The sequence below is a fragment of the Variovorax sp. KBS0712 genome, assembly GCF_006323185.2.
Classification (GTDB): Bacteria; Pseudomonadota; Gammaproteobacteria; order Burkholderiales; family Burkholderiaceae_C; genus Variovorax; species Variovorax boronicumulans.
The window spans coordinates 1,455,885-1,480,729 of sequence record NZ_VCCD02000002.1 but is presented as its reverse complement, the minus strand read 5'-3'; the positions used below and the strand labels follow the sequence as shown (position 1 = coordinate 1,480,729).

The window sequence follows — 24,845 nt, the reverse complement described above, 5'->3', positions numbered from 1 at the left end:
CAAGCGGCGCATCCATCGGGCGCTCTGCCTGCCCCCATCCCAGCCTTCCCCCAGCGGGGGAAGGAGCGATGCGGGTGCTCGGCTTGCAGGTGCTGTGGATGCTGGCGCTGCTCGTCTGCGGCAGCACCGCCTTCGCCACCCAGCGCGCCTTGCTCGTCGGCGTCTCCGAACTCGTCAACCAGCCGCAGGCCCTGTGGCTGCAGGCGCCGCGCAACGACGTGATGCTCATGCGCGACGCCTTGCTGAAGCAGGGCTTCACCGCGCCCGACATCGCCGTGCTCGCCGACGGCGTGGCCGGCGCCGCGTTGCCCGAATCGCAGGCCATCCATGAGGCCCTGGCGCGGCTGCTTGCGCAGTCGGCCAGCGGCGACTTCGTGCTGCTGTATTTCTCCGGCCACGGCACGCGCCTGCGCGACGTGGCCAAGCGTTACCAGGAGCCCGACGGCCTGTCCGAGAACTTTCTCGCGCGCGACGTGCGCGGCACGCTCGGCGCCGATGCCGCGCTCAGCGGCGACCTGCGCGACGTCGACTTCGACGCCTGGATCCAGGCCTTCCTCGCGAAGAACGTGTTCGTCGCCTCGGTGTTCGATACCTGCTCCGCCAACTCCATGACGCGCGGCACGGGCGATGCGCCCGCGACCGCCGAGGGCCCGGCCGATGACGAGGTGCGTTGGCGCGGCCTGCGCACGACGCAGCTCATGGGCGGTGCATCGCCCGCACGGTCCTTGTCTCCGCCAGCGACCGGCGACGCCGTACCGCGCGCCCGCTACGTGGCGCTGTTCGCGTCCGAGAGCCACCAGATCACGCCCGAGCTGCGCCTGCCGCGCAAGGCGCGCAGCGCCCGGCCGCAGGGCCTCTTGACCTGGGCCGTGGTCGAGTCGCTGGCGCGCAAGCCCGCCACCTGGCGCGACCTGTTCGATGGCGTGCTCGCGCTGTACCCGCCGGTCATCGACGAACTCGCGCAGCGCTTTCCCACCCGCGAGCTGCCGTCGCCCGTGGCCGAGGGCAACCTCGATGCGCCACTGTTCGCCAACAGCGGCGCGCCTGCGTCCACGCGCCCGGTGTGGGGCGCGCAGCGCAGCGGCGACAGCCTGGCCGTCAAGGCCGGCCTGCTCGACGGCCTGGCGCCGCAGCAGGAGGTGCGCGTGCTCGCCACGCTCGACGACGGCACCGTGCGCCGCGCGCCGGCCGCCATCGCGCAGATCAAGCTCGGCGGCGCCTGGCTCGCCGTGCCCGCGGCGCTGAAAGACCTGCCGGGCAGCGCGTTCTGGAGCGTCACGCCCATTGCCGAGCCGGCCGCGACAGCCTTGCGCGTGCGCGCCGACAAGCCGCTGCCTGCCGGCCTGAGCCTCGACTACCCGGCCGCGATCCGCCTGGCCGACGACCCCGCGAACGCCGACGTGCGCTGGACCGACCTCGGCCCCGCCGGCCATCGCCTCGAAGCGCTCGCGCCCGTGTTCGGCACCGCCGCCTCCGCCGTCGTGGTGCCCGACGTGGCCGCGCTGCGCCGCCGCCTGCAGGCGCTGGCACAGCTCAAGTGGCTGGCCCAGCTGCAGGCCCATGCCAAGGGTGGCCAGCTCGACGGTTTCGATGCGGCGCTCGAAGTCTGGAGCGCCGACCGGCTGCTGCGCAGCGTGCCGGTCGCCGAGGCCGCGAGCGTGCTGCCTGCATTGCGAGCTGGTGAGCGCGTGCGCCTGAACGTGCGCAACACCAGCGGCCGTTCGCTCGACCTCGTCATCACCGGCATCGACGCGCGCGGCGCGCTGCAGGCGGTGTACCCCGACGGGGCCGGCGAAACCAACCGCTTCAAGCGCGGCACGCCCGAGCAGCCGTCGGTCAAGCGTTTCGACCTGCCCTGGCTCGATGCGGCCGGCGAGGCGCGCCTGCTGGTCATGGCGGTGCCGGCCGCGCCCCACAGCGCGCCGCGCCTGTTCGGCGTGGCCACCGCGGCGCAGGCCGACGTGTCGGAGGTGCGCGTGCGCGGCGGCCAGCCGCCGGCCGCAGGCGGCGAGCGCCAGGTGTTCGCGGCCTTGCTGCGCAGGAGCGCCGCCGCGGCAGACGGTGGTGCGCGGCCATGAGGCAGGTGCGCGTGGTCCCGGTCCAGTTTTTTTTGTCCGAATCCGGAGGTTGACATGGCATTTCTCGAAGACGGCTCCTGGAGCCCCGAAGACGCACGGCAGTTCTACGAACTGATCGGCACCGGCTCGGCCGAGACCGACCTGGTCATGATGATCGAGAGCAAGGGCTCGCCCGTCGAGGGCGAGCTCGAACGCGTCTTCGACGACGGCAAGGCGCGCCTGAACATCGGCGGCTACTACTGGTCGGTGCAGGTGCCCGAGTCGTCCGCGCAGAACCAGGTCGTGCCCCACAACCTGGTCGTCGCGCGCCGCAGCGACGCGGCCACGGCCACGCTCGCCAGCCTGCTGCGCGCGCAGGAAAAAGACCTGAAGGTCGTCATCAGCGCCTACAAGGCCGGCGGCGATCCGCAGTCGCCCGAGGCGCAGGCGACCTTCGAGATATCGCTGGAGAACGCGCGCATCTGCCGGCTGGTGCTCAACTCCGGCGGCCACTGGGGCGTGCCCTCGGAGCTGGTCTCCATCAGCTACCGCACGGTGAAGATCAAGTCGGCGCCGCAGAAGACCAGCGGCGCGCGCGGCGCGGTGCGCGAATGCCAGTTCACCCGGACCTGAACCCGAACGCCCCCAGGAGCACCCCGCCATGACGACGACCGCCGCAGACTTCCTCAAGGCCGCCGACCCGGTGGCCGCCCTCAAGGCCCTGAGCGACGACGTGCGCGCCAAGCCCTCCGACCCCAAGCACCGCGTCTTCATGGCGCAGCTCTTGTGCGTACTCGGGCAGTGGGAGCGCGCGCTCAACCAGCTCACCGTCGCGGCCGAGCTCGACGCGCTCGCCGTGCCCATGAAGCAGGTGTACGGCGAGGCCGTGCGCTGCGAAGGCCTGCGCGCCGACGTGTTCGCCGGCACGCGCACGCCGATGATCTTCGGCCAGCCCGATGAATGGCTGGCACTGCTCATCGAATCGCTGCTGCGGCAAGGCCGCGGCGAGAGCGGGCTGGCCGAAGACCTGCGCCAGCGCGCCTTCGACGGCGCGCCCGCCATCGCCGGCACCATCGACGGCGCGCCCTTCGAGTGGCTGGCCGACGCCGACATGCGCCTGGGCCCGGTGCTCGAGGCCTTCGTCAACGGCAAGTACTACTGGATTCCCTACGCGCGCCTGGCGCACATCAAGATCGAGCCGCCCGAAGACCTGCGCGACTGCGTCTGGATGCCCGCGCACCTGCAGTTCGAGAACGGCGGCGAAACGCTGGCGCTGATTCCCACGCGCTACGAAGGCACCGAGGCGCAGGACGACGGCGAGCTGCGCCTGGCGCGCAAGACCGAGTGGCGCGAGCTGCGCCCCGAGGTCTGGGCCGGCTACGGCCAGCGCGTGCTCGGCAGCGACGCGGGCGAGTACGCGCTGATGGACGTGCGCGAGATCCTCTTCACGCCTGCTGCTGAAGGCGGCGAAAGCAGCGGCGGTGGCTGAACTCACCGCGCAGGAGCGGCTGCAGCCTTCGCTGCTGGACCGCCTCGTCGACCACGCGCCCGACGAGAAGCGCGAGGGCGACGACAAGCGCACGCTCACCAAGCAGGCGCTGCGCCAGGCTGTGCTGCGCGACCTCGGCTGGCTCTTCAATGCCACGGGGCACGGCCTGTCGATGGACGACAAGCAGCACCCGAATGCCGCGCGCTCCGTCATCAACTACGGATTGCCTATGCTGTCTGGCCAGTTCACCTCGTCGGTGCAGCGTGTCAGCATGGAACAGGCTTTGAAGAACGCAATCCTGCAGTTCGAGCCGCGCATTTTGTCCCGCACACTCGAAGTTGAACTCGTCATGGAAGGCCCGGCCCTGGAGTCCCACAACAGCATCGGCCTGCAGATCCGCGGCATGCTGTGGGCGCAGCCCGTGCCGCTCGAGTTCCTCATGCGAAGCCGCGTCGATCTGGAAGAGGGCCGCATAGAGATCGTGGACATGGCGCAAAACCCAAGGTAAGTCCACATGGACCCTCGGCTGCTGAGCCTGTACGAGCAGGAGCTGCGCTACTTCCGCGAAAGCGCCTCGGAGTTCGCCCGTGCGTTCCCGAAGATCGCGCACCGGCTGGGCATCGAGGGCCAGGAAGTCGCCGACCCGTACGTGGAGCGGCTGATCGAGGCCACGGCTTTCCTTTCGGCGCGCGTGGGCCTGAAGCTCGACGCCGAATACCCGCGCTTCACGGGCCACCTGCTCGACATCGTCTACCCGCACTTCCTGGCGCCCACGCCGGCCATGACGGTGGTGTCGTTCGTGCCCGACCCGGAAGACGCCAACCTCGCGGCCGGCCCCACGTTGCCGCGCGGCGCCGGCCTGCGCGCGCGCCAGGCCGTGGGGCAGAACACGCACTGCGAGTTCCGCACCGCTGCTGCACTGCGCATCTGGCCGATCGAGGTGCAGCGCGCCCAGTACTTCACCTACGCGCCCGACCTGCCGCTGAACACCCATCCGCAGTCGCGCGCCATCCGCGGCGGCCTGCGCATCGCACTGCGCGCCACGGCGGGGCTGGACTTCAGCCAGATCGCGCTCGACGACCTGGTGCTGCACTTCGGCGGCGCGGAAGACGTGGCCTGGCAGCTGCACGAATGCGCGCTGGGCCAGCCCATCGGCGTGTGGGTGCGACCGCTCACGGCCAGTGGTGCCTTGCAAGGCACCATGCGCAGCCTGCCGGGCAGTGCCATCGGCGCGGTCGGCTTCGGGGACGACGAGGCGCTGCTGCCGGTCACGGCCACGGGCTTCTCGGGCTTTCGGCTGCTGCAGGAGTACTTCGCATTTCCGCAGCGCTTCCAGTTCGTGCGCATCGGCGGGCTGCAGGCGCTGCTCGCGACGATGCCGGTGACCGAGCTGGAGATCGTGCTGCTGTTTTCGCGCGGCGATGCGGCGCTCGAGAAGCTGGTGAGCGCCGACAACGTGCAGCTGCACTGCGTGCCCGCCGTCAACCTGTTCACCAAGCGGCTCGACCGCGTGCCCGTGACCGAGGGCGTGAGCCAATTCCACCTGGTGCCCGACCGCACGCGGCCGCAGGACTTCGAGGTGCACACCGTCACCGAGGTCATCGGCCACGGCGCGCCGGGGGCCGACGCCGCGGTGGCCGAGCAGCCGTTCCGGCCGTTCTACTCGGCCTTCCACGGCAGCCGCAACAGCCACCCGGCCTACTTCACGACCACGCGCGAGCCGCGCATGCTCTCGGTGCGCCAGCGCACCGAAGGCCACCGCAGCAGCCACATCGGCTCCGAGGTCTACATGCAGATCGTCGACCCGCAGCAGGCGCCGTACGCCGCCACGCTGCGCCAGCTCGCCGTGACCGCGCTGTGCACCAACCGCGACCTGCCGCTCTTGATGCCGCTGGGGCGCGACAACGACTTCGACTGCGTCGACTCCTTTCCCGTGCAGCGCGTGCGCATGGTGCGCGGGCCGTCGCGGCCGGTGTCGCCGGTCGTGAGCCAGGGGCTGGGCTGGCGCGTCATCGACCACCTGGCGCTCAATTACCTGTCGCTGTCCGACAGCACGCCGGAGCAGGGCGCCGCCGCGCTGCGCGAGACGCTCATGCTCTACGCCGTGCATGCCGACGAGATGCGCCAGGGCCAGGTGCGCGGGCTGCTGTCGGTGAAGAGCAAGCCCGTGGCGCGGCGCCTGCCGCTCGCGGGCCCGATCGCCTTCGGGCGCGGGCTCGAGGTGACGCTGGAGGTCGACAAGGACGCCTTCCACGGCCACAGCGCCTTCCTGTTCGGTGCCGTGCTGGCGCAGTTTCTCGCGCGCCATGTCGAGGTGAACCACTTCGTCGAAACCGTGCTGCGCGTCGCGGGCAAGGGCGAAGCCATGCGCTGGAGGCCGCTGTGCGGGACACGACAGATTCTGTGAGCACGCGGGTAGACAACGCGCTGCGCGGGTGGTCGGCGCAGCCGTGGGACTTCGACTACTTCGCCGTGATGCGGCGCATCGAGTCCGTCGCGAAGACCACGCCGCGCTGGGGCCGCGCCTTGCTGCCCAGTGCCGAGCCAGTGCGCGTGGGGCAGGAGCCCTCGCTGTCGTTCGCGCCCGCCAGCTTCAGCCGCTTCGAGCCCGCCACCGCGCACTCGCCGCCGCGCCTGCGCCAGCACTTCTTCGGCTACATCGGCCCGAACGGCCCGCTGCCGGTGCACCTGAGCGACTTCATCCGCGAGCGCAGCCTGAACCACGGCGACCCGACCTGGCTGGCCTTTCTCGACACCTTCTCGCACCGCTTCTCGCTGCACTTCTACCGCGCGTGGGCGCAGTCGCGCCCGGCCGTGGCACTCGACCGGCCCGGCGAAGACCGCTTCCGCCTGCAGGTCGGCGCGCTGGTCGGCATCGGCACGCCGGGGCGCATCGGTCGCGACGAGATCCATGACGACGCGCGCTTGCATTTCTCGGGCTGGCTCGCGCGCCGCGTGCACAACGCGGAAAGCGTGGAGTCGGTGCTGTGCAGTTATTTCGGCGTGCCGGTGAAGCTGGAGCGCTGGGTCGGCCACTGGATGCGCGTGCCCACGGACGAGGTCACGCGGCTGGGGCAGGGCGAGAGTTCGCGCGCGATGGGCATGGGCGCGATGCTCGGCACGCGCGCGTGGGACCGCCAGCACCGCGTGCGCCTGCACCTGGGGCCGCTCACGATCGACCAGTACCGCATGTTCCTGCCCACCGGCGACGCGCAGCCCGTGCTGCAGCGCTGGATGCAGCAGCTGCTCGGCGACACCCTCGAATGGGACGCGCAGCTGGTGCTCGAGAAAGTACAGGTGCCTCCCACGCGCCTGGGCCAGGCCCGGGGCAACGGCCCGCGCCTGGGCTGGGTCTCGTGGCTCGGCGAACGCCCGCGCACGCGCGACGCGGCCGACGTGCGCATTGCCAGCCAGCCGTCGAGGGCGCGCCTGCCGAAGCAGTCCGCCTCTTTTCAATAAACCCATCTTCATTCGTTCAGAAGAGATACGGAGTCCTCCATGAGTGAAATCAGCCGCACCGCCCTCTTCGGCAAACTCAACTCGCTGGCCTACAAGGCCATCGAGGGCGCCACCGTCTTCTGCAAGATGCGCGGCAACCCGTACGTGGAGCTGGAGCACTGGTTCGCCCAGCTGCTGCAGGCACAGGACTCCGACCTGCACCGCGTGATCCAGCACTACGGCCTCGATGTGTCGGTGATCGCCAAGAACATGACGGCCGCGCTCGACCGCTTGCCGCGCGGCGCCACCGCCATCAGCGATTTTTCGCCGCACATCGAGAACGCCATCGAGCGCGCCTGGACCTACGCCACCTTGCAGTTCGGCGAGGCGCAGGTGCGCACCGGCTACATCCTGGTCGGCATGCTCAAGACGCAGAGCCTGCGCAACCCGCTGTTCGGCTTGTCGAAGCAGTTCGAGAAGATCAAGGTCGAAGACCTGGCCGACAACTTCCCGAAGATTTGCGACGCCTCGCCCGAAGCGCAGATGCGCGCCCAGGACGGCACCGGCATGGGCAGCGGCGCACCCGGCGAAGACTCGGGCGCCATGGCGCCGGCCGCCATGGGCAAGGGCGATGCCCTCAAGAAATTTGCTGTCGACCTCACGGAGAAAGCCAAGAAGGGAGAGATGGATCCGGTGACCGGGCGGGACGAGGAAATCCGCCAGATCGTCGACATCCTCATGCGCCGCCGCCAGAACAACCCGCTGCTGACGGGTGAGGCGGGTGTGGGCAAGACCGCGGTGGTGGAAGGCTTCGCGCAGCGCCTGGCGCGCGGCGATGTGCCGCCGCAGTTGAAGGACGTGAAGCTGCTCACGCTCGACATCGGCCTCTTGCAAGCGGGCGCGAGCATGAAGGGCGAGTTCGAGCAGCGCCTGCGCCAGGTGATCGACGAGGTGCAGAGCTCGCCCACGCCGATCATCCTGTTCATCGACGAGATCCACACGCTGGTGGGCGCGGGCGGCGCGGCCGGTACTGGCGATGCGGCCAACCTGCTCAAGCCGGCGCTGGCGCGCGGCAACCTGCGCACCATCGGCGCCACCACCTGGGCCGAGTACAAGAAGTACATCGAGAAAGACCCGGCGCTCACGCGGCGCTTCCAGGTCGTGCAGGTGCCCGAGCCCGACGAGACCAAGGCGATCCTCATGCTGCGCGGCGTGGCCAGCGTGCTCGAGAAGCACCACCGCGTGCAGCTGCTCGACGAGGCCATCGAAGCGGCCGTGAAGTTGAGCCACCGCTACATTCCCGCGCGCCAGCTGCCCGACAAGGCCGTGAGCCTGCTGGACACCGCTTGCGCGCGCGTGGCCGTGTCGCAGCACGCGACGCCGCCCGAAGTCGAAGACTGCATGCGCCGCATCGAGGGCCTCACGGTCGAGCAGGAGATCATCGGCCGCGAAGAAGCCATCGGCATCGACGTGACCAAGCGCGCTGCGCTGGTGGCCACGCTGCTGGCCGAATCGAAGGTGCAGCTCGAAGCGCTGAATGCGCGCTGGCAGGAAGAGAAAGGGCTGGTCGATCGCCTGCTCGAGTTGCGCAGCAAGCTGCGCGCGGGCAACAAGCCGGTCGATGAACCGGCGGCCGGTGAGCCCGCCGCCGAGGCCGGCCCCGACCGCGCCACGCTGCTGGCCGAGCTGCACGAACTGCAGGCGAAGATCCACGCGGTGCAGGGCGAGTCGCCGCTCATCCTGCCCTCGGTCGACGAGCAGGCCGTGGCCTCGGTGGTCGCGGACTGGACGGGCATTCCGGTCGGCCGCATGGTCAAGAACGAAGTGGAGGCGGTGCTCAAGCTCGCCGACACGCTGAACCAGCGCGTCATCGGCCAGAAGCACGGCCTGGAGATGATCGCGCGCCGCATCCAGACCTCGCGCGCACGGCTGGACAACCCGCAGAAGCCCATCGGCGTCTTCATGCTCTGCGGCACTTCGGGCGTGGGCAAGACCGAGACCGCGCTGGCGCTGGCCGAGGCGCTGTACGGCGGCGAGCAGAACATCATCACCATCAACATGAGCGAGTTCCAGGAGGCGCACACCGTCTCCACGCTCAAGGGTGCGCCGCCCGGCTACGTGGGCTACGGCGAGGGCGGCATCCTGACCGAGGCCGTGCGCCGCCGGCCGTACAGCGTGGTGCTGCTCGACGAAGTGGAGAAGGCCCACCCCGACGTGCACGAGATCTTCTTCCAGGTCTTCGACAAGGGCTGGATGGAAGACGGCGAGGGCCGCATGATCGATTTCAAGAACACGATCATCCTGCTGACCACCAACGCCGGCAGCGAGCTCGTGATGAGCATGTGCCGCGACCCCGAGCTGCTGCCCGATTCGAACGCGCTGGCCGATGCGCTCAAGGCGCCGCTCATGAAGGTGTTCCCGCCTGCGCTCTTGGGCCGCATCGTCACCATTCCCTACTACCCGCTGTCGCCCGAGATGATGAAGAAGATCGTGCGGCTGCAGCTGGGCCGCATCAAGAAGCGCGTGGAAACCAACCACGGCGTGCCCTTCGAGTACAGCGACGCGGTGGTCGACCAGGTGGTCGCGCGCTGCCAGGACCCGGAGTCGGGCGGGCGCGTGATCGACGCGATCCTCACCAACACCGTGCTGCCCACCATTTCGGTCGAGTACCTGCAACGCCTGGCCTCGGGCGGCGAGATCCGCCGCGTGGCGCTCGACGTGAAGGACGCCGACTTCACCTACGCGTTCGACTGACCGACCCCGCAGCGCGACGCCCCACTTCCGAGAGACCCAAGATGGCCGACCACGAGTTCCGCATCGAGAGCGATTCGCCCGCCAAGGACGACCTGATGTTCTGGCGCATCGTCGGGCACGAGGCGCTGGCGCGGCCCGCGGCCTACGAGCTCACGGTGCTGTCCAGGAACAAGGACCTCGCCGCCAAGGACATCCTGGGCCACGCCTTCGACGTGGTCATCGAGTTCAAGGACGCCGACGGCGGTGCGCACGAGCGGCATTGCCAGGGCCATGCGGTGCGCTTCGTGCGCGCGGGCCACATCGGGCGGCACTACGAGTACCGCATCGCGCTGCGCTCGTGGTTCTGGCTGCTCACCAAGCGCGCCAACTCGCGCATCCACCAGGAAAAGAAAGTGCTCGAGGTGCTCGACGCGGTGTTCGAGGACAGCCCGATCAAGCGCTTCAAGAAGACCAAGGCCACCAACGTCATCGGCACGCACAACCCGCGCCGCTACTGCGTGCAGCACCAGGAGAGCGACTACCAGTTCCTGTCGCGCCTGCTGGAGGACGAGGGCATCTACTACTGGTTCGACGCGCACGACGCGCCCGGCACCATGCACCTGTCGGACGCCAGCGACCTGGCGCACGACAAGCTGCCCGCGACCGACACGCTGCGCCACATGGCCGTCAACGCGGCCGAGCCGCGCTTCAACGAGATCTCGCGCTGGGTCAGCGCGCGGCAGTTCGACACCGGCAAGCATTCGTCGCGCGACAGCGACTTCAAGGCCATCAAGAAGAAGCTGGGCGCCGACATCGACAGCTCCGACCAGCACGAGCTCGCCGAGTTCGAGATGTTCGAGTTCCCCGGCGGCTACTTCAGCGGCGACGACGCCGAGACGCGCGCCAAGCTGCGCGGCGACGAACTCAACGCGCGCCGCGACCGCCACTGGGCGCTCACGCCGTGGCCCGACGTGGCGGCGGGGCGCAGCTTCAAGTTCGAGGACGACCCCGACGGCACGCGCAACGGCGACTACGTGATCGCCGCCTGCACCTTCATCGCCAGCCACCGCGGCTACGAGGGCGTGAGCGCCAGCGCGCCGGCCCAGCCCGTGCAGCGCGCGCTGGCCGAGGTGCTGCGCGACGACGCCGTGAACGCCGACACCCTGCCGGTGCTGGAAGAGCTCATCGCCGCCACGCCCGCGCTGGCCGCCGCGCAGACCGGCAGCAGCCTGTTCCTGCTCACCGTGATGCCGGTCGACCGGCCGTTTCGCGCGCCGCGCCTCACGCCGCGCGTGACCATGCCCGGCCCGCAGACGGCGATCGTGGTCGGCCCCAAGGGCGACGAGCTGCACGTGGACGACCATGGCCGCGTGAAGGTGCACTTTCACTGGGACCGCTACGACGACAGCAACGAGAAGTCGACCTGCTGGGTGCGCGTGTCGCAGCCCTGGGGCGGCAAGGGCTGGGGCGGCTACTTCGCGCCACGCATCGGCCAGGAGGTGATCGTCGACTTTCTCAACGGCGACCCCGACCGCCCGGTGATCGTGGGCCGCGTCTACAACGACGACCAGCCCATTCCGTACAAGTCGCCCACGCAGAGCGGCTTCCGGACCCGGTCCACGCCGGGCGGCGGCGTGAACAACTACAACGAGATCATGTTCGAGGACAAGAAGGGGTCCGAGAACATCAACATCCACGCCGAACTCGACATGAGCCGCAGCGTGGAGCGCGACGACTCGGGCAGCGTGGGCCGCGACCAGTCGCTCAAGGTCGATCGCGACCAGACCGTGAGCGTGCAGCGCAACCGCACGGTCAACGTCACCAACAACGAGACCAAGAGCGTCAAGGTGGCGCAGAAGATCACCGTCGGCGCCAGCCAGGACGTGCACGTGGTGGCCAACCAGACCACCAACGTGGACGGCGCGCACGCGCTGGTCGTCAAGGGCGACCACCGCATCGAGACCAAGTCCGCGCGCACCGATTTCACGGCCTCCAACGAAAGCCGCACCGTGGGCGGCAACCAGACGGTGACCATCGCCGGCAGCATGGCGCACAAGGCGTCGCGCATGACCTTCGAGGCCGGCCACATCGAGTTCAAGGTGACCGGCGGCAACTCGATGAAGATGGACGCCGGCGTGGCGCCGTTCCAGGCCAACTTCATGCAGTACAGCCTGGTGAGCAACACGCACATCAACCTGATGGCCATCGGCGACATCAACCAGACCTCGCTGGGCTCCAACACCACGGTGCTCGGCGCCAACAGCAGCGGCTACATCGGCACCAACAGCGAGGCGAACCTGGGCGCGGCGCGTTCCACCTTCCTGGGCATGAGCATGGACAACGCCGTGGGGCTGGCGGTGGCCAACTTCATGGGCATGCAGATCGAGAACACCATCGCGCTCAAGCTCGAGACGGTGGCCTCGATGGGCATCGAGCGCAAGCTCGGCAGCCTGCGCGAGGCGCCGATCCACATCTTCAAGGCCGGCGGCGGCGGGGGCGGGGGCGGCGGTCCGCCGCCGCTGAACCGCGTGGCCGCGCTCTTCTCGGCGGTGGGCGCGATCCGCGGGCTGTTCCTGGGTGCGCGCGACGTGGACGCCACCTTCACCCAGTACGAGAACGCGGCCAAGCAGCTCGAGGAGGCGGCCAAGGACCCGGACGTCGGCCGCATTCCCGGCCTGCAGAAGCGCCTGCAGGACATGGCCGGACTGGCACGCGATCGCAAGGCGCAGGGCGAGGCGCTGGCGGGATCGCACTACGGCACCGACACGGCGATCGGCGCGGGTACCGGCGCAGCGCTGGGCCTGGTGACCGGGCCGTTCGCGATCATCGCGTCGCCGGTGCTGGGTGTCGCGGGCGCCGTGGTGGGCGGCCCGATCGGCGCGATGGGCCGCGCGATGGGCAGCGGTGCCGAGGACCAGGCCGATGCGCTCAAGCCGGCCGAGGACGGCTCGGTGCCCGCGCCCCAGCCGACCCCCCAGCCCTCGCCGGCGCAGACGGCACCGGCCGGCACCGGCGAGCCCGCCAGTTCGAGCCAGCCGGCGGGGCCGAGCGAGCCCGCCAGTTCGAGTCAACCGGCAGGGCCGAGCGAGCCTGCCAGTTCGAGTCAGCCGGCAGGGCCCACCAGCGAGCCTGCCAGTTCGAGCCAACCGGCGGAGCCCGTCAGCTCGAACCAGCCGCCGGCGGCGGACGGGCCCCAGAGCACGCCCGGACCCACCAGCTCGCAAGACCCCAACAGCTCCGGCGGGTCGGGCACGCCCTGACGGGCCGGACCGCACGCGATGCAGATCAACAAGCCGCAGGCCCTGGGCCTGTCCACCCGCCCGATCGAGTACCGGGGCCGGCGCGCGCTGTGCATCAGCGCGCTGCTGCATGTGCCGCTGGAACAGGGCACGCACGGCCGGCTGTGGGGCGAGCAGTCGATGTGGGACTTTCTGGCCGCGGAAATGGCGGAGCCCCTGGTGGACGAAGGCGTGGCCAAGCTCACCGCCGAATTCCTGGTGCACGGCCGGGCCTGCCCGCCGTCGGCGCCGGCCACCGGCTGCGCGGTGCGCGTGCGCGTGGGGCCGGTGAGCAAGACGCTGGTGGTGATGGGCGACCGGCACTGGGAGGGCGAACGCGCCAGCGCGCCGCAGCCCTACACGCAGATGCCGATCGGCTGGGAGCGCGCCTACGGCGGTGCCGATTTCGCGGCCAACCCGGCGGGCATCGGCCGGGCCGCCGTGCAGGGCGTGCGCCCGCTGCCCAATGTGGAATGGCCGCACGCACCGCTGCACCATCCCGACCAGGTGGCGGAGCCGGCCGGCTTCGGCCGCCTCGATCCAATGCACCCGGCGCGTGCCGCCTGGCGCGGCACCTACGGGCCGGAGTACATGCGCGAGCACGCGCCCGGCTTTGCGCCCGACACCGACTGGCGCTTCTTCAACGTGGCCCCCGCCGACCAGTGGTTTGCCGAACCGCTGCGCGGCGACGAAGAGCTCGAGTTCGTCCACCTGCATCCCGAGCACCCCACGCTCACCGGGCGCCTGCCCGGCCTGCGCGCGCGCGTGTTCGCCGCCTACGCGATGGGCGCGGGGCAGGACGACGCGCTGCGCGAAGTGCCGATGCGCCTGACCACCGTGTGGTGCTTTCCGCATGCGCAGCGGCTGGTGCTGGTCTTCCACGGCCTGGCGGAGATGGCCAGCGACGACGGCAGCGACATCCGCGGCATGACCTGCGGCGTGGAGCGCATCACCGAAACACCGCGCCCCGATGCGCACTACCTGCACGTGATCGCGCAGCGCGCCGATCCGCGCCTGGGCCTGGTCCACAGCCTGCGCGACAGCGACCTGCTGCCCGAGGGCCTGGACATCACCGATCCGCATGCCGAGGCCGCGCGCGCGCCCTTCGCCAGCGACGGCGTGCAGGCGCAGGCCCAGTACCGGCGCGCCGAACTCGATGTGGCCATGGCCCGCGAACAGCTGCGCGGGCTCGGCAAGGACCCCGACGCGCTGGGCGTGACGATGCCGCCGCGCGAGCCCGTGCCCAAGCCCGACGAGCTGGCCGAGGTGCTGCAGCGGCAGATCGAAGCCTCCGAGCTGCAGCAGCTGCATGCACTCAACGACGTGCTCGCGCACATGGAGCAGGCCATCGCGATGGCGCGCGAGCGCGGCGTCGACCTGGCGCAGCTGCAGCACCGTGGACCGCCCACCTACCGCGCCGAGCAGGACCTGAAGCAGCTCGAACAGACCGCGCGGCACGAGAAACGCGACTTCCGGCCCGAGGTGGTCTACGGCCCGCTGCTGCAGAAAGAGGGCGCCGACTCGCTGGGCTACCTGCAGGCGGCGCACCAGCAGCCGCCGGTCGATCGCATGGCGCCCGATGCGGCCGCGGCGTTGCGCGACGAGATCCGGCGGGCGGCGGCATCGGGCTTTCGCGCCTTCCGCGGCATGGACCTCACCGGCGCCGACCTGCACGGGCTGGACCTGCGCGGCGCGGACTTCACCGGCGCCTGGCTCGAAAGCGCCGACCTGCGCCAGGCCAACCTCTCGGGCGCCAACTTTTCATATGCGGTGCTGGCGCATGCCGAGCTGAGCGGCGCCATCGCCATCGGCGCCAGCTTCGAGGGTGCCAACCTGGGCGCGAGCCGCCTGGACGGCTGCGTGCTGGACGACGCCGACCTGCGCACCGCCGTGCTCGAGCGCTGCCGGCTGGAAGGCGCACGCGGCGCGCGCGCGCAGCTGGGCGGCACCTCGTTGCTGGAAGCGGCCTGGGGCCGTTGCGACTGGAGCGAGGCGCAGGCCGGCGGGCAGGTGTTCTATCGCGCGGACCTGCGCACCGTCGCCTTCACGGGCGCGACGCTGGCCGGCGCCAGCTTCGTCGAGTGCGACCTGCGCGGTGTCGATCTGCGCGGCGCCGACCTCGCGGGCGCCAACTTCGTCGACTGCCAACTGCAGGGCGCGCGCTGGACGCAGGCGCGCGCCGCCGGCGTGGTCGTCACGCCCGCGTGCGACATGACGGGCGCGGACCTCGGCCATGCCGACCTCGCGCATGCCAACTTCGGCGGCGTGGCGCTGGCCGACGCCAGCTTTGCCGGCGCCGTGGCCGACGGCGCCAACTTCACCGGCGCGCGCATGCCCGGCAGCGACTGGCGCCTGGCCTCGGCGCGCGGTGCGCTGCTGCGCAAGGCCGTGCTGCGCGGGGCGCGGATGTCCGGCGCCGACCTGCGCGACGCCATGCTCCAGCACGCCGACCTGCGCGGCGCCGACCTGCGGCGCAGCAACCTGTTCCAGGCCGACCTGTCGCGCGTGCGCCTGGACGGCGACGTGCGGCTGGACGACGCGCTGCTCACACGCACCCGCACCTGGCCGCGGCTGAGCGCCGCCGAGCAGGCGCAGCCCGTGCCATGACGCCCGAAGTCCTGGCCATGGCCGCCGCCATCGGCGAGCCCATCGAGTCGCTGGATCTGCAGGGCGGCCACTTTGCGCGCGCCGCGCTGGCCGGCGCGCTGTTCAGCAAGGTCGACCTGCGCCGGGCCGACCTGCGCGGCGCCGACCTGCACGAGGCGGTGTTCGACCAGTGCGACCTGCGCGGCACGCTGCTGGGCACGGCCGATCTGCGGCGGGCCACCTTCAACCAGTGCCAGCTCACGCACGCCGACCTGGGCGAGGCACGGCTGCATGCCACCACCCTGAACGAGTGCGAGGTGTCGCACGCGCGGCTGGCCGGCGCCGACGCGTCCATGCTCGTGGCCAACCGCAGCAAGTTCGCCCACGCCAGCCTGCAGGACGCGAGCCTGGACAACGCCACCTTCAACCAGTGCAGCCTGTTCGATGCCAGCGCGGAGCGCGTCAACTGGCGCCAGGCGACGCTGATGGAATGCGACGTGCGTCACCTGGCCTGGAGCGGCGGCAACTTCGAGCGCACGGTGTTCGTCAAGACCCCCCTGGCGGGGCAGGACTTTCGCGGCCAGTCGCTGCGCGGCTGCCAGTTCGCCGGGGTCGACCTGCAGGGCGCCGACTTCACCGACGCCCGCCTGCCGCAGTGCAGCTTCCAGGGCGCGCTGCTGGGCGGTGCGCGGCTGGCCGGCGTGCAGGCGCCGCGCGCCATCTTCTGCGAGGCGCAGGCGGCCGGCGTCGACTTCTCGGGCGCCGACCTCACGCAGGCGCTGTTCACCGGCGCGTTGCTCGAAGGCAGCGTGTTCGCACGCGCCCGCCTGCACCAGGTGCATTTCGCCGGTGCGCGCATGGCACGCGCGCAGTGGCAGAACGCGGTGCTCGATCACGCCGACCTCAGCCACGCCGACCTGCGCGGCTGTGACATGGAGGGCGCCTCGCTGCTGCGCGCCCAGCTGCACGGCGCGCTCACCGAAGGCGCGCGCATCGACGACCACGCCCGCGCGCTGACGCAAGACCCGCAGCGCGCCGAGGCCGAGCGCTGGCGCGCCGTCGCCGCCGCCTGACCCCATCCGCACATCCTGGAGAGCCCCATGAGCAAGACCCGAACCCCCGGCAGAAGCCCCAGCCAGCGCAGCCCGCACAGCCAGAGCCAACCGGTCTGCGCGCCGGCGGTCGACCCCACCGTCGCCATCGCCGGCGCCTGCCAGGGCGGCCTCGTCACCGCCGTCGGGCCCGATGCCACCGTGCGTGTGCGCGTCGGCCTGCGGGGCGAGGTGCAGGCGCGGCGTGCGGCCAGCTGCCTGCTGGTGCCGGCCGTCGGCGACACCGTGGCCTGCCTGCGCACCGGCCCGTCGGAGCTGTGGGTGCTGGCGGTGCTGCAGCGCGACGCGGCGCAGCCGGCCGTGCTGCGGTGCGACGGCGCCCTGCACCTGGAGGCCGCGCGGCTGCAGCTCGATGCCGACCAGCTCGAGCTGCGCGGGCGCCGCACCCACCTGGTGGCCGACGAGGTGGAGGTGGCCGCGCGGCAGTTCCGGCTGTGCGCGGGCACCATCAAGTTCGTCGGTTCGGTGCTCTCGAGCGTGATGGACCGCGTCACCCACTTCAGCCGCCACTACCTGCGCACCACGCAGGGCACCGACCGCGTGCAGGCCATGCACATCGACCACGAGGCGCAGCAGCTGATGCAGCTCAAGGCCGAGCATGTGATGGTCAACGGCGGCAAGCTGGTCAAGACGCGCGGCGCGCAGATCCACTTCGGTTGAGGAGACGTCCCATGTTCGCCAACTGCCAGCTCATGGGCACCGACATGGCCTTCCCCGACGTCTGCATGACGCCGGCCGCGCCGTCGCCGCTGCCCATTCCGTACCCGAACATCGCGATGGGCGCGATGGCCATTCCCAACTGCCCCACGATCCTCATCATGGGCGGCCCGGCGCACAACCTGGGCACCACGATCCCGATGAGCAACGGCGACAACCCCGGGGTGCTGCTGGGCGTGGCGTCCGGCACCGTGATGGGGCCGTGCCGCCATCTCACGGGTGCGTTCACCGTGCTGTTCCAGGGCATGCCCGCCACGCGCCTGACCAGCAACTCGCTGCAGAACAGTACCAACTGCCCGGGCGTGCGCGCGGTGCCGAGCCAGTCGCTCGTGCTGCTGCTGGCGCCGTGAGGCCGCGACGGCGCGCATGCGGCATACCTCTTAAGGCGAGATTGCCAACCGGTCCCACGGAATGAATACTCCTTGCGAGATTGCACGGGCGCAGCCGCCATCGGGGGCCGATTCATGATCCATATCGCTGTCATCACCCGGCAAGGCATGCCGGCCGGACCGTCCATCGCCGCGGACTTCGGACCCGGCGGCGGCACCATCGGCCGCGCCGACACCAACGCGCTGGTGCTCGACGACCCCGACCGCACCGTCTCGCGCGTGCACGCGCAGGTGCTGTGCCGCGACGGGCAGTACTTCATCGTCGATCGCGGCAGCAATGCGATGCAATGCAACGGCGTGTCGCTGGGCGCGGGCAAGGAAGCGGCGCTGACCGACGGCGCGCGGCTCGTCATCGGCAGCTTCGAACTCTCGGTGCGCGTGATGGCCGCTGCGGCAGCACCCCGCGCACCGGTCATCCCCAACACCGTGATGTCGGCGCCGGCCGCCGCGCCTGCCGCCAGCAGCGACGATCCGTTCGCCGACCTGCTCGCGGGGCTGGGATCGCCGGCCGCTCCCGCGCCGGCGCCTGCGGCAGCCCGCGCTGCCGCGCCCGCCGAGTCGCTGCTCTTTCCCGACCCGATGGCCAGCGGCTCGCGCAATGCGCAGGCCGACCAGGTCGACCCGTTCGCGAACCTGCTGGGCCCCACGCCGTCGGCCGCGCCCTCTGCCGGACTCGGCGTGCTCGACGATTTTTCCGACCTGGGCGCGCCGCCCGCGCACGGCAAGGCCGCGAGCATCGACGACCTGTTCGGCGGTTCGCCGGGCGCCGGCGGCATCGGCGGCGATCCGCTCGCGCTGTCGCCGCTGGCCGATCCGCTGCTGCAGCCCAACACCGCGTCGGACGCCGACCCGCTGGCCGCCTTGCAGCGCGCCGCGCCCGCCACGCCGGTGCCGCGTTCCGATCATCTGCCGATCGACCAGTTCGGCTTCGAGCCGCCGAAGGCCATCACGCCGCCACCGCCGCCGCCCCCTCCTGCGCCTGCGCCCGTGGCCCCGCTTGCGAAGTTCGACGACGTGACCGGCCAGCCGATCCGCATCAGCGGGCCCGAGAACGCCGGCCGGGTTGCGGAGCCGCCACCGCCCCCGCCACCACCGCCGCCCGTGTACGTCGCGCCGCCGGCAACTCCAGTAGCAGCCTCGCCCCCGCGCGCCGCCTCCGACGACGAACTGCTCGCCGCCTTCCTGCGCGGCCTGGCCAGCACGCACCAGCCGCCCGAGATGCTCACGCCCGGCCTCATGGAGCGCATCGGCTCGATGCTGCGCACCGCCACCGAGGGCACGTTGCAGCTGCTGCTCACGCGCCAGGAGTTCAAGCGCGAGGTGCGCGCCGAGGTCACGATGATCGCGTCGCAAGCCAACAACCCGCTCAAGTTCTCGCCCACGGTCGAGGTCGCGCTGGCGCACCTGCTGGGCCCCGGCGTGCGCGGCTTCATGCCGCCCGAGGCCGCGATGCGCGATGCCTTCGACGACCTGCGCGCGCACCAGTTCGGCGTGATGGTGGGCATGCGCGCGGCGCTGGCCCATGTCATCGGGCGCTTCGAGCCGGCCGAGCTCGAGAAGAAGATCAGCGCGAAGACCGCGCTCGACGCGCTCTTTGCCGCCAACCGCAAGGCCAAGCTCTGGGACCAGTTCGTGGCGCTGTACGGCGGCATCGCGAGCGAGGCCGAGGACGACTTCCACAGCCTCTTCGGCAAGGCCTTCCTCGCGGCCTACGAAGAGCAGATGGCGCGCCTGAAGTCCGACACCTGAGAAGACAACCAGAACAACCCCCAGCACTCGCGAGGCACCCCGCTTGGAAATCGAAATCGTCACGCTCTCCCGGCAGGGCGGGCGCACCTACAACGAGGACGTGCACGGCCACTGGCACGACGAGCGCTACGTCGCCTGCCTGGTGGCCGACGGCGCGGGCGGCCACGGCGGCGGCGACGTGGCGGCGGCCACGGTGCGCGCCAGCGTGCTCGGCGGCTTCTCGGGGGCGCCGTCGATGGACGAGGCCGCGCTGCGCGCGCTGATCGAGCGCGCCAACCTGGACGTGGTGGCGCGCCAGGCCGAAGGCGGCAAGCTCGCCGGCATGCGCTCCACGGTGGTGTTCGCGGTGATCGACCTGGAGCGCGAGGTCCTGGCCTGGGTGCACAGCGGCGACAGCCGTGCCTACCTGTTTCGTGGCGGCGCCATCGTGGCGCGCACCACCGACCACAGCCTGGTGCAGCAGATGGTGGCGGGCGGCATGCTCGACGAGGAGGGCGCGCGCCTGCATCCGCAGCGCAACATGCTGCTGTCGGCACTGGGCTCGATCGAGGAGGCGCCCGACATCGCGGTGTCCGACCGCATGCGCCTGCTGCCCGGCGACGTGCTGCTCCTGTGCAGCGACGGCGTGTGGGAGCCGCTGGGCGACGAGTGCCTGGTCGACACGCTGCACGCATCGCGCACGCCCAGCCAGTGGACCGAGCTGCTCGACGCGCAGATCAAGGCCAACGCCAAGCCGGGCCACGACAACTACACGGCGCTCACGCTGTGGGTGATCGAGGACGCCGACGACGACATGACGCGGCTGTTGCCCGAGAACGTCGCGTCGACAGACCCCTGAGCGTGGCGCCATCCTTCAAGCAAAACGCCCATCCGATGGATGGGCGTTTTGCCTGGGGGCGCTGAGACTGTTCAGCTGTACTTGCTGGCCTTCTTCTTGACTTTCTTCAGCGCACTGCGCAGCAACGCGGGCATGTCTTCCCGGTTCGGCAGGTTGCTGTAGTTGTCGATGTTCTGCTCTTCGCAGCTGTTGGCACAGCCGTTGTTCAGCAGGTCGAGCGCGTAGCGCGTCTTGCTGATCGTGCTGGACGCACCGGGCTCGCGGAAGGGATCGAAGATGCCGTCCGGCAGGACCTTGCGCCCGCGTGCGATCGCCTGTTCCTGGAAGTGCGTGATGTGCTTCTGCGTGACCGGCCCGTAGTAGCCGTCCACCACGATCACCTCGGTCGCGCCGGGGGGCGGGTCGAAGTCGTGGTTGAAGCCGAGCAGCTCGTAGTAGAAGATCTTGAACAGGGCCTGCACCAGCATCACGTCTTCACGCGTGTTGGAGCCGATCCGTCCGACCGACCAATCGGAGTTGTAGGTCGTGTGCAGCTTGCCGCTGGTACCGATGAGTGTGGTGCTGAATGCCATGGCATTGCTCCGGTGAGGACACGGGCAGGGACCGGCCCCGGCACCGTGCGGTGCCTGGGGCGGACGGGGCTGGCGGGTCCGTCGCCCGTCAGCGGGTTTCGGTGGTGGCCACGTTCCAGCCGAACTTCACCTCGCCGCCGCCGGCGCCCTTTTCGTCCTGGCCCTTGTAGGCGAACTCGATGTCCTTGAAGCTGCAGGACACCTGCTCGTGCACGTCGCCGCCCTGTGCGCCGCCGGGGCCCACGCTGGAGATGAAGACTTCCTTGAGCGTGACCTTCAGGTACTCCTGCTGGCCTTCGCCCGACTTGCGGCAGGTCATGACCATGTCCTTGAAGTGCTTGCCGCTCACGCAGTTCTTGGCGAGCACGGGCGATGCCTTGTCGTAGGTGTGCGTGAAATTGAATTCACCCGGCGTGGCCTTGCCCTTGCCCGAACCGCCGCCCGATCCCGCGCCCGATGCGTTGCTCACGTTCCAGGACCACGACGAAATCTCGATCTCGTCCTTGTGGTCCTTGTGAGAAGACTCGCCCTTGACGCCGTCGAGCTTGATGTGAAAGTCAGATGACATGTTCCTACTCCTTGGAACCCGATTGCATTCGGGCGGTTGATGATCGAAACGAAAAAAATGGCTGCCGGCGGTGGGAGAAAAGTTCCGATGCCCGGCAGCTACTCATAGAACGAAACGGAACCCGGAATTCAAGAAGAATCCGCAGATTTTTTTCAACCGGCCCCCTTGGCCGTCGGCAGCTTGGACACCAGCCGCAGCGAGACCGTGAGGCCTTCGAGCTGGTAGTGCGGGCGCAGGAAGAACTTGGACGTGTAGTAGCCCGGGTTGCCCTCGACTTCCTCCACGATCACCTCGGCGGCGGCCAGCGGCTTCTGGGCCTTGGTGGTCTCCGACGAGTTGGCGGGGTCGCCGTCCACGTAGTTCATGATCCATTTGTTGAGCCAGCGCTGCATGTCCTCGCGCTCCTTGAAGCTGCCGACCTTGTCGCGCACGATGCACTTCAGGTAGTGCGCAAAGCGGTTGCAGGCAAAGAGGTAGGGCAGGCGCGCCGCCAGGTTGGCGTTGGCCGTGGCGTCGGGGTCGTCGTACTCGGCCGGCTTGTTCAGCGACTGGGCGCCGATGAAGGCCGCGAAGTCGGAGTTCTTGCGGTGGATCATCGACAGCAGGCCGGCCTTCGAGAGCTCGGCCTCGCGCCGGTCGCTGATGGCGATCTCGGTGGGGCACTTCTGGTCCACGCCGCCGTCGTCGCTGGGGAAGGTGTGCAGCGGCAGGTTTTCCACCGCGCCGCCCGACTCGATGCCGCGGATGCGCGAACCCCAGCCGTACAGCTTGTACGAGCGGTTGATGTTGGTCGCCATCGCATAGGCGGCATTGGCCCAGGCGTACTTGCTGTGGTCGGCGCCGGCGGTGTCTTCCTCGAAGTCGAACTCTTCCACCGGGTTGGTGTTGGCGCCGTAGGGCGTGCGCGCCAAAAAGCGCGGCATGCACAGGCCCAGGTACTTGGAGTCGTCCGACTCGCGCAGCGAGCGCCAGCCGGCGTACTCGGGCGTGGAGAAGATCTTGGTCAGGTCGCGCGGGTTGGCCAGCTCCTGCCACGACTCCATCTGCATGAGGTTGGGGCTCGCGCCGGTGATGAAGGGCGCGTGCGCCGAGGCGGCGATCTTGGCCATCTCGCCGAGCATCTCGACGTCGGGCGGGCTCTGGTCGAAGTGGTAGTCGCCCACCAGCGCGCCGAAGGGCTCGCCGCCGAACTGGCCGTACTCTTCCTCGTAGATCTTCTTGAACATCGGGCTCTGGTCCCACGCTGCGCCCTTGAACTTCTTGAGGTTCTTGGCCAGCTCCTGCTTGGAGATGTCCATCACCCGGATCTTCAGGTTCTCGTCGGTCTCGGTGTTGTTCACCATGTAGTGCAGGCCGCGCCACGCACTCTCGAGCTTCTGGTAGTCGGGGTGGTGGATGATCTTGTTCACCTGGTCGGTGAGCTTGGCGTCGATCGCGGCGATCATGGCCTGGATCGACTTGGTCACGTCCTTGCCGATGACGGTGCTGTTGCTCAGCGCCTGCTGCGCCAGCGTGAGCACGGCGGCTTCGACGGCGCTCTTGGCTTCGTCGCTGCGCGGCTTGAATTCTTTTTGCAGCAGCGACGAAAAGTCGCTTCCCGCGTACGCAACGTCTTTCAGTGCGCTCTGCTCGAGTGCGTCGGCCATGATGGTTTCTCCTCGTGTACCGGTGTGTGTCTGTCAGGAATCGGGGATGAGGCTCAGGCGGCGGCTTCGCCGTCCCCGGGCTTCTTGCTGGCGGCCAGCGTCTGCAGCAGGGCCGGGTCTTCGAGCACCTTGGCCAGCAGGTCTTCGGCACCGCCCTTGCCGTCCATGTAGGTCACGAGGTTCGACAGCTGCGTGCGCGCTTCGAGCAGCTTGTTCAGCGCGCCCACCTTGCGGGCCACGGCCGCGGGCGAGAAGTCGTCCATGCTGTCGAAGGTGAGCTCGACCTTCAGGTCGCCCTCGCCGGTGAGCGAGTTCTCCACCGCGAAGGCGGCGCGCGGCTTCATGGCCTTCATGCGGGCGTCGAAGTTGTCGACGTCGAACTCGAGGAACTTGCGATCGACCACGGGCGCGAGCGGGTCGGCGGGCTTGCCCGACAGGTCCGCCAGCACGCCCATCACGAAGGGCAACTGGATCTTTTTCTCGGCGCCGTAGAGCTCCACGTCGTATTCGATCTGGACCCGGGGCGCGCGGTTGCGTGCGATGAATTTCTGACTGCTCTTGGCCATGGCGATGCTCCTTGCGGGAATGAAAGGGGACGGGTGGAAACGGCGGCGGTCATTCGGACTGGCGTTTGCCCGTCACGGTCTCGATGGTGTCCATCGCGTTGGGCGCGAGGTTGGCCATGATGTCCAGGAAGCTCACGCCGATGAGCTTCTTGGCGCGTTCGATCAGCAGCGGCGCGGGGTTGCCGGGCTCGGCCTGTTCGAGGTAGCGGATGACGCGGTCGAGCATCTGCACCGCGTCCTGGCGGTTCTGGATCTCGCCGCGCGGCGCGGCCGGGCGGGCCGCGTTGCCGGCCGGGGCGTCGCCGCCTTCGGCTGCGCCTTCATCGGTCGAGGCTTCCGGTGCGCCGGCTGCCGCCGTGCAGGCCTTGGCGACCGCGCGCGACACGGTGCGCAGCGTGCCCAGGTCCACCGCATCGGTGCGGCCGGTGCGCTCGCCCAGCAGCTTCTGCAGGCGGTCGAGCAGTGCAGGCAGGCCGATGGCGGCCTGCAGTTGTTCGGGGTGTGCGGCGTGCAGGGCCTCGAGCCCGCCATGCACCTGCGCAGGCGAATACGAGGCCTCGCCGCCGACGGCATTGAGCACGCCGTGCGCGATGGCGATGTCGCGCACGCGGATCGGGCCCACGCCCGGCGCGTTGCCCACCGCGGCGTCGTACAGGTCGCGCGGCACCATGCTGTCGTCGCTCAGCGGCGCGAGCGCGTTCAGGCGCATGGTGGGGTCGTTGTCGTCGTCCGCATCCAGCTTTGGATGTATGCCGTCCCAGAAGGTGTCGAGCAGCGAGGTGAGCAATTGCAGGCCCGCCGTGAAGCCGGCCACGCCCTGCAGGCGCGTCGCGCCGCGCAGCAGCAGCACGGCGGCGCGCACGTCCTTGCTGCGGCGCAGCTGCGCATCGGCGCGTTCGGCCACGTCGCGCCAGTCGGGTTCGACGGCGGGGATCACGGTGTCGCCGAACTGCTGCTCGGCCTTGCCTTGCGCCGCAGTCGTGAGGGCCATGAAGTCCGCGTCGTACTCCAGGTCGTCCCCGCAAGGCGAGGCCTCGCCGATGGGCGTGAGCAGTGCGTCGACGAGTTGGGGAGTCAGCATGTTGCCTGTTCGAGTTCGCTGGTGAT

At 70.1% G+C, this 24,845-nt stretch carries 19 protein-coding genes; 14 read left to right on the top strand and 5 right to left on the bottom strand.

The features are described 5' to 3' along the window. Nucleotides 1-68 precede the first annotated feature (68 nt). The 14 genes from FFI97_RS23920 (at nt 69) to FFI97_RS23855 (ending at nt 20,386) form a co-directional block, all read left to right on the top strand. The gene (locus FFI97_RS23920) at nt 69-2,078 is read left to right on the top strand and encodes a caspase family protein (protein WP_260685127.1); all 2,010 of its coding nucleotides are present in this window, start codon (nt 69-71) and stop codon (nt 2,076-2,078) included. A gap of 54 nt (nt 2,079-2,132) precedes the next feature. Further along, nucleotides 2,133-2,690 carry a type VI secretion system tube protein Hcp gene (locus tag FFI97_RS23915; RefSeq protein ID WP_056584544.1) on the top strand — a complete coding sequence of 186 codons (558 nt, stop codon included), beginning with the start codon at nt 2,133-2,135 and terminating at the stop codon, nt 2,688-2,690. Nucleotides 2,691-2,718: 28 nt separating this feature from the next. Continuing rightward, the gene (locus FFI97_RS23910; RefSeq protein WP_056584547.1) at nt 2,719-3,546 is read left to right on the top strand and encodes a type VI secretion system accessory protein TagJ; all 828 of its coding nucleotides are present in this window, start codon (nt 2,719-2,721) and stop codon (nt 3,544-3,546) included. Continuing rightward, a complete protein-coding gene (gene tssE, locus FFI97_RS23905) occupies nt 3,539-4,054 on the top strand; it encodes a type VI secretion system baseplate subunit TssE (RefSeq protein ID WP_062481207.1) in 516 nt (171 codons plus the stop codon). Before FFI97_RS23910 ends, tssE begins: the two co-directional genes overlap by 8 nt. 6 nt (nt 4,055-4,060) lie before the next feature. Further along, entirely contained in the window at nt 4,061-5,953 is a 1,893-nt protein-coding gene (gene tssF / locus FFI97_RS23900) for a type VI secretion system baseplate subunit TssF (RefSeq protein WP_139702124.1), read from the top strand. After that, nucleotides 5,950-7,005: a type VI secretion system baseplate subunit TssG gene (tssG, locus tag FFI97_RS23895; RefSeq protein WP_260685126.1), complete on the top strand. Its 1,056-nt coding sequence runs from the start codon at nt 5,950-5,952 to the stop codon at nt 7,003-7,005. Before tssF ends, tssG begins: the two co-directional genes overlap by 4 nt. A 39-nt stretch (nt 7,006-7,044) precedes the next feature. Next, nucleotides 7,045-9,738 carry a type VI secretion system ATPase TssH gene (gene tssH, locus FFI97_RS23890; RefSeq protein ID WP_139702123.1) on the top strand — a complete coding sequence of 898 codons (2,694 nt, stop codon included), beginning with the start codon at nt 7,045-7,047 and terminating at the stop codon, nt 9,736-9,738. A gap of 41 nt (nt 9,739-9,779) precedes the next feature. After that, a complete protein-coding gene (gene tssI, locus FFI97_RS23885) occupies nt 9,780-12,977 on the top strand; it encodes a type VI secretion system tip protein TssI/VgrG (protein ID WP_139702122.1) in 3,198 nt (1,065 codons plus the stop codon). An 18-nt stretch (nt 12,978-12,995) separates the two neighbouring features. Then, nucleotides 12,996-15,602, top strand: coding sequence for a DUF2169 domain-containing protein (locus FFI97_RS23880; protein ID WP_144004517.1), 2,607 nt, complete (start codon nt 12,996-12,998; stop codon nt 15,600-15,602). Continuing rightward, the gene (locus tag FFI97_RS23875) at nt 15,599-16,654 is read left to right on the top strand and encodes a pentapeptide repeat-containing protein (RefSeq protein ID WP_139701556.1); all 1,056 of its coding nucleotides are present in this window, start codon (nt 15,599-15,601) and stop codon (nt 16,652-16,654) included. The genes FFI97_RS23880 and FFI97_RS23875 overlap by 4 nt, the downstream gene beginning before the upstream one ends. A 27-nt stretch (nt 16,655-16,681) precedes the next feature. After that, entirely contained in the window at nt 16,682-17,353 is a 672-nt protein-coding gene (locus tag FFI97_RS23870; RefSeq protein ID WP_070063883.1) for a DUF3540 domain-containing protein, read from the top strand. Between the two features lie 11 nt (nt 17,354-17,364). Beyond that, nucleotides 17,365-17,760 carry a DUF4150 domain-containing protein gene (locus tag FFI97_RS23865; protein WP_062482207.1) on the top strand — a complete coding sequence of 132 codons (396 nt, stop codon included), beginning with the start codon at nt 17,365-17,367 and terminating at the stop codon, nt 17,758-17,760. Between the two features lie 114 nt (nt 17,761-17,874). After that, entirely contained in the window at nt 17,875-19,548 is a 1,674-nt protein-coding gene (tagH, locus tag FFI97_RS23860; protein ID WP_139701555.1) for a type VI secretion system-associated FHA domain protein TagH, read from the top strand. Nucleotides 19,549-19,591: 43 nt separating this feature from the next. Then, a complete protein-coding gene (locus FFI97_RS23855) occupies nt 19,592-20,386 on the top strand; it encodes a PP2C family protein-serine/threonine phosphatase (protein WP_139701554.1) in 795 nt (264 codons plus the stop codon). Between the two features lie 71 nt (nt 20,387-20,457). Here FFI97_RS23855 and FFI97_RS23850 read toward each other — a convergent pair whose 3' ends face one another. The 5 genes from FFI97_RS23850 to tssA all read right to left on the bottom strand — a co-directional run bounded on the left by FFI97_RS23850 (nt 20,458) and on the right by tssA (nt 24,819). After that, a complete protein-coding gene (locus tag FFI97_RS23850; RefSeq protein ID WP_062482201.1) occupies nt 20,458-20,958 on the bottom strand; it encodes a peptidoglycan-binding domain-containing protein in 501 nt (166 codons plus the stop codon). 88 nt (nt 20,959-21,046) lie between these two features. Further along, nucleotides 21,047-21,526 (bottom strand): Hcp family type VI secretion system effector, encoded by a 480-nt coding sequence (locus tag FFI97_RS23845; RefSeq protein WP_056584576.1) that lies wholly within the window; start codon nt 21,524-21,526, stop codon nt 21,047-21,049. A gap of 152 nt (nt 21,527-21,678) precedes the next feature. Continuing rightward, nucleotides 21,679-23,172: a type VI secretion system contractile sheath large subunit gene (gene tssC / locus FFI97_RS23840; RefSeq protein WP_056584579.1), complete on the bottom strand. Its 1,494-nt coding sequence runs from the start codon at nt 23,170-23,172 to the stop codon at nt 21,679-21,681. Between the two features lie 53 nt (nt 23,173-23,225). Next, complete coding sequence (gene tssB / locus FFI97_RS23835; RefSeq protein WP_062482197.1) at nt 23,226-23,738, bottom strand: type VI secretion system contractile sheath small subunit; 513 nt, start codon at nt 23,736-23,738, stop codon at nt 23,226-23,228. A 49-nt stretch (nt 23,739-23,787) separates the two neighbouring features. Beyond that, nucleotides 23,788-24,819: a type VI secretion system protein TssA gene (gene tssA / locus FFI97_RS23830; RefSeq protein ID WP_139701553.1), complete on the bottom strand. Its 1,032-nt coding sequence runs from the start codon at nt 24,817-24,819 to the stop codon at nt 23,788-23,790. Between the last annotated feature and the right edge of the window lie 26 nt (nt 24,820-24,845).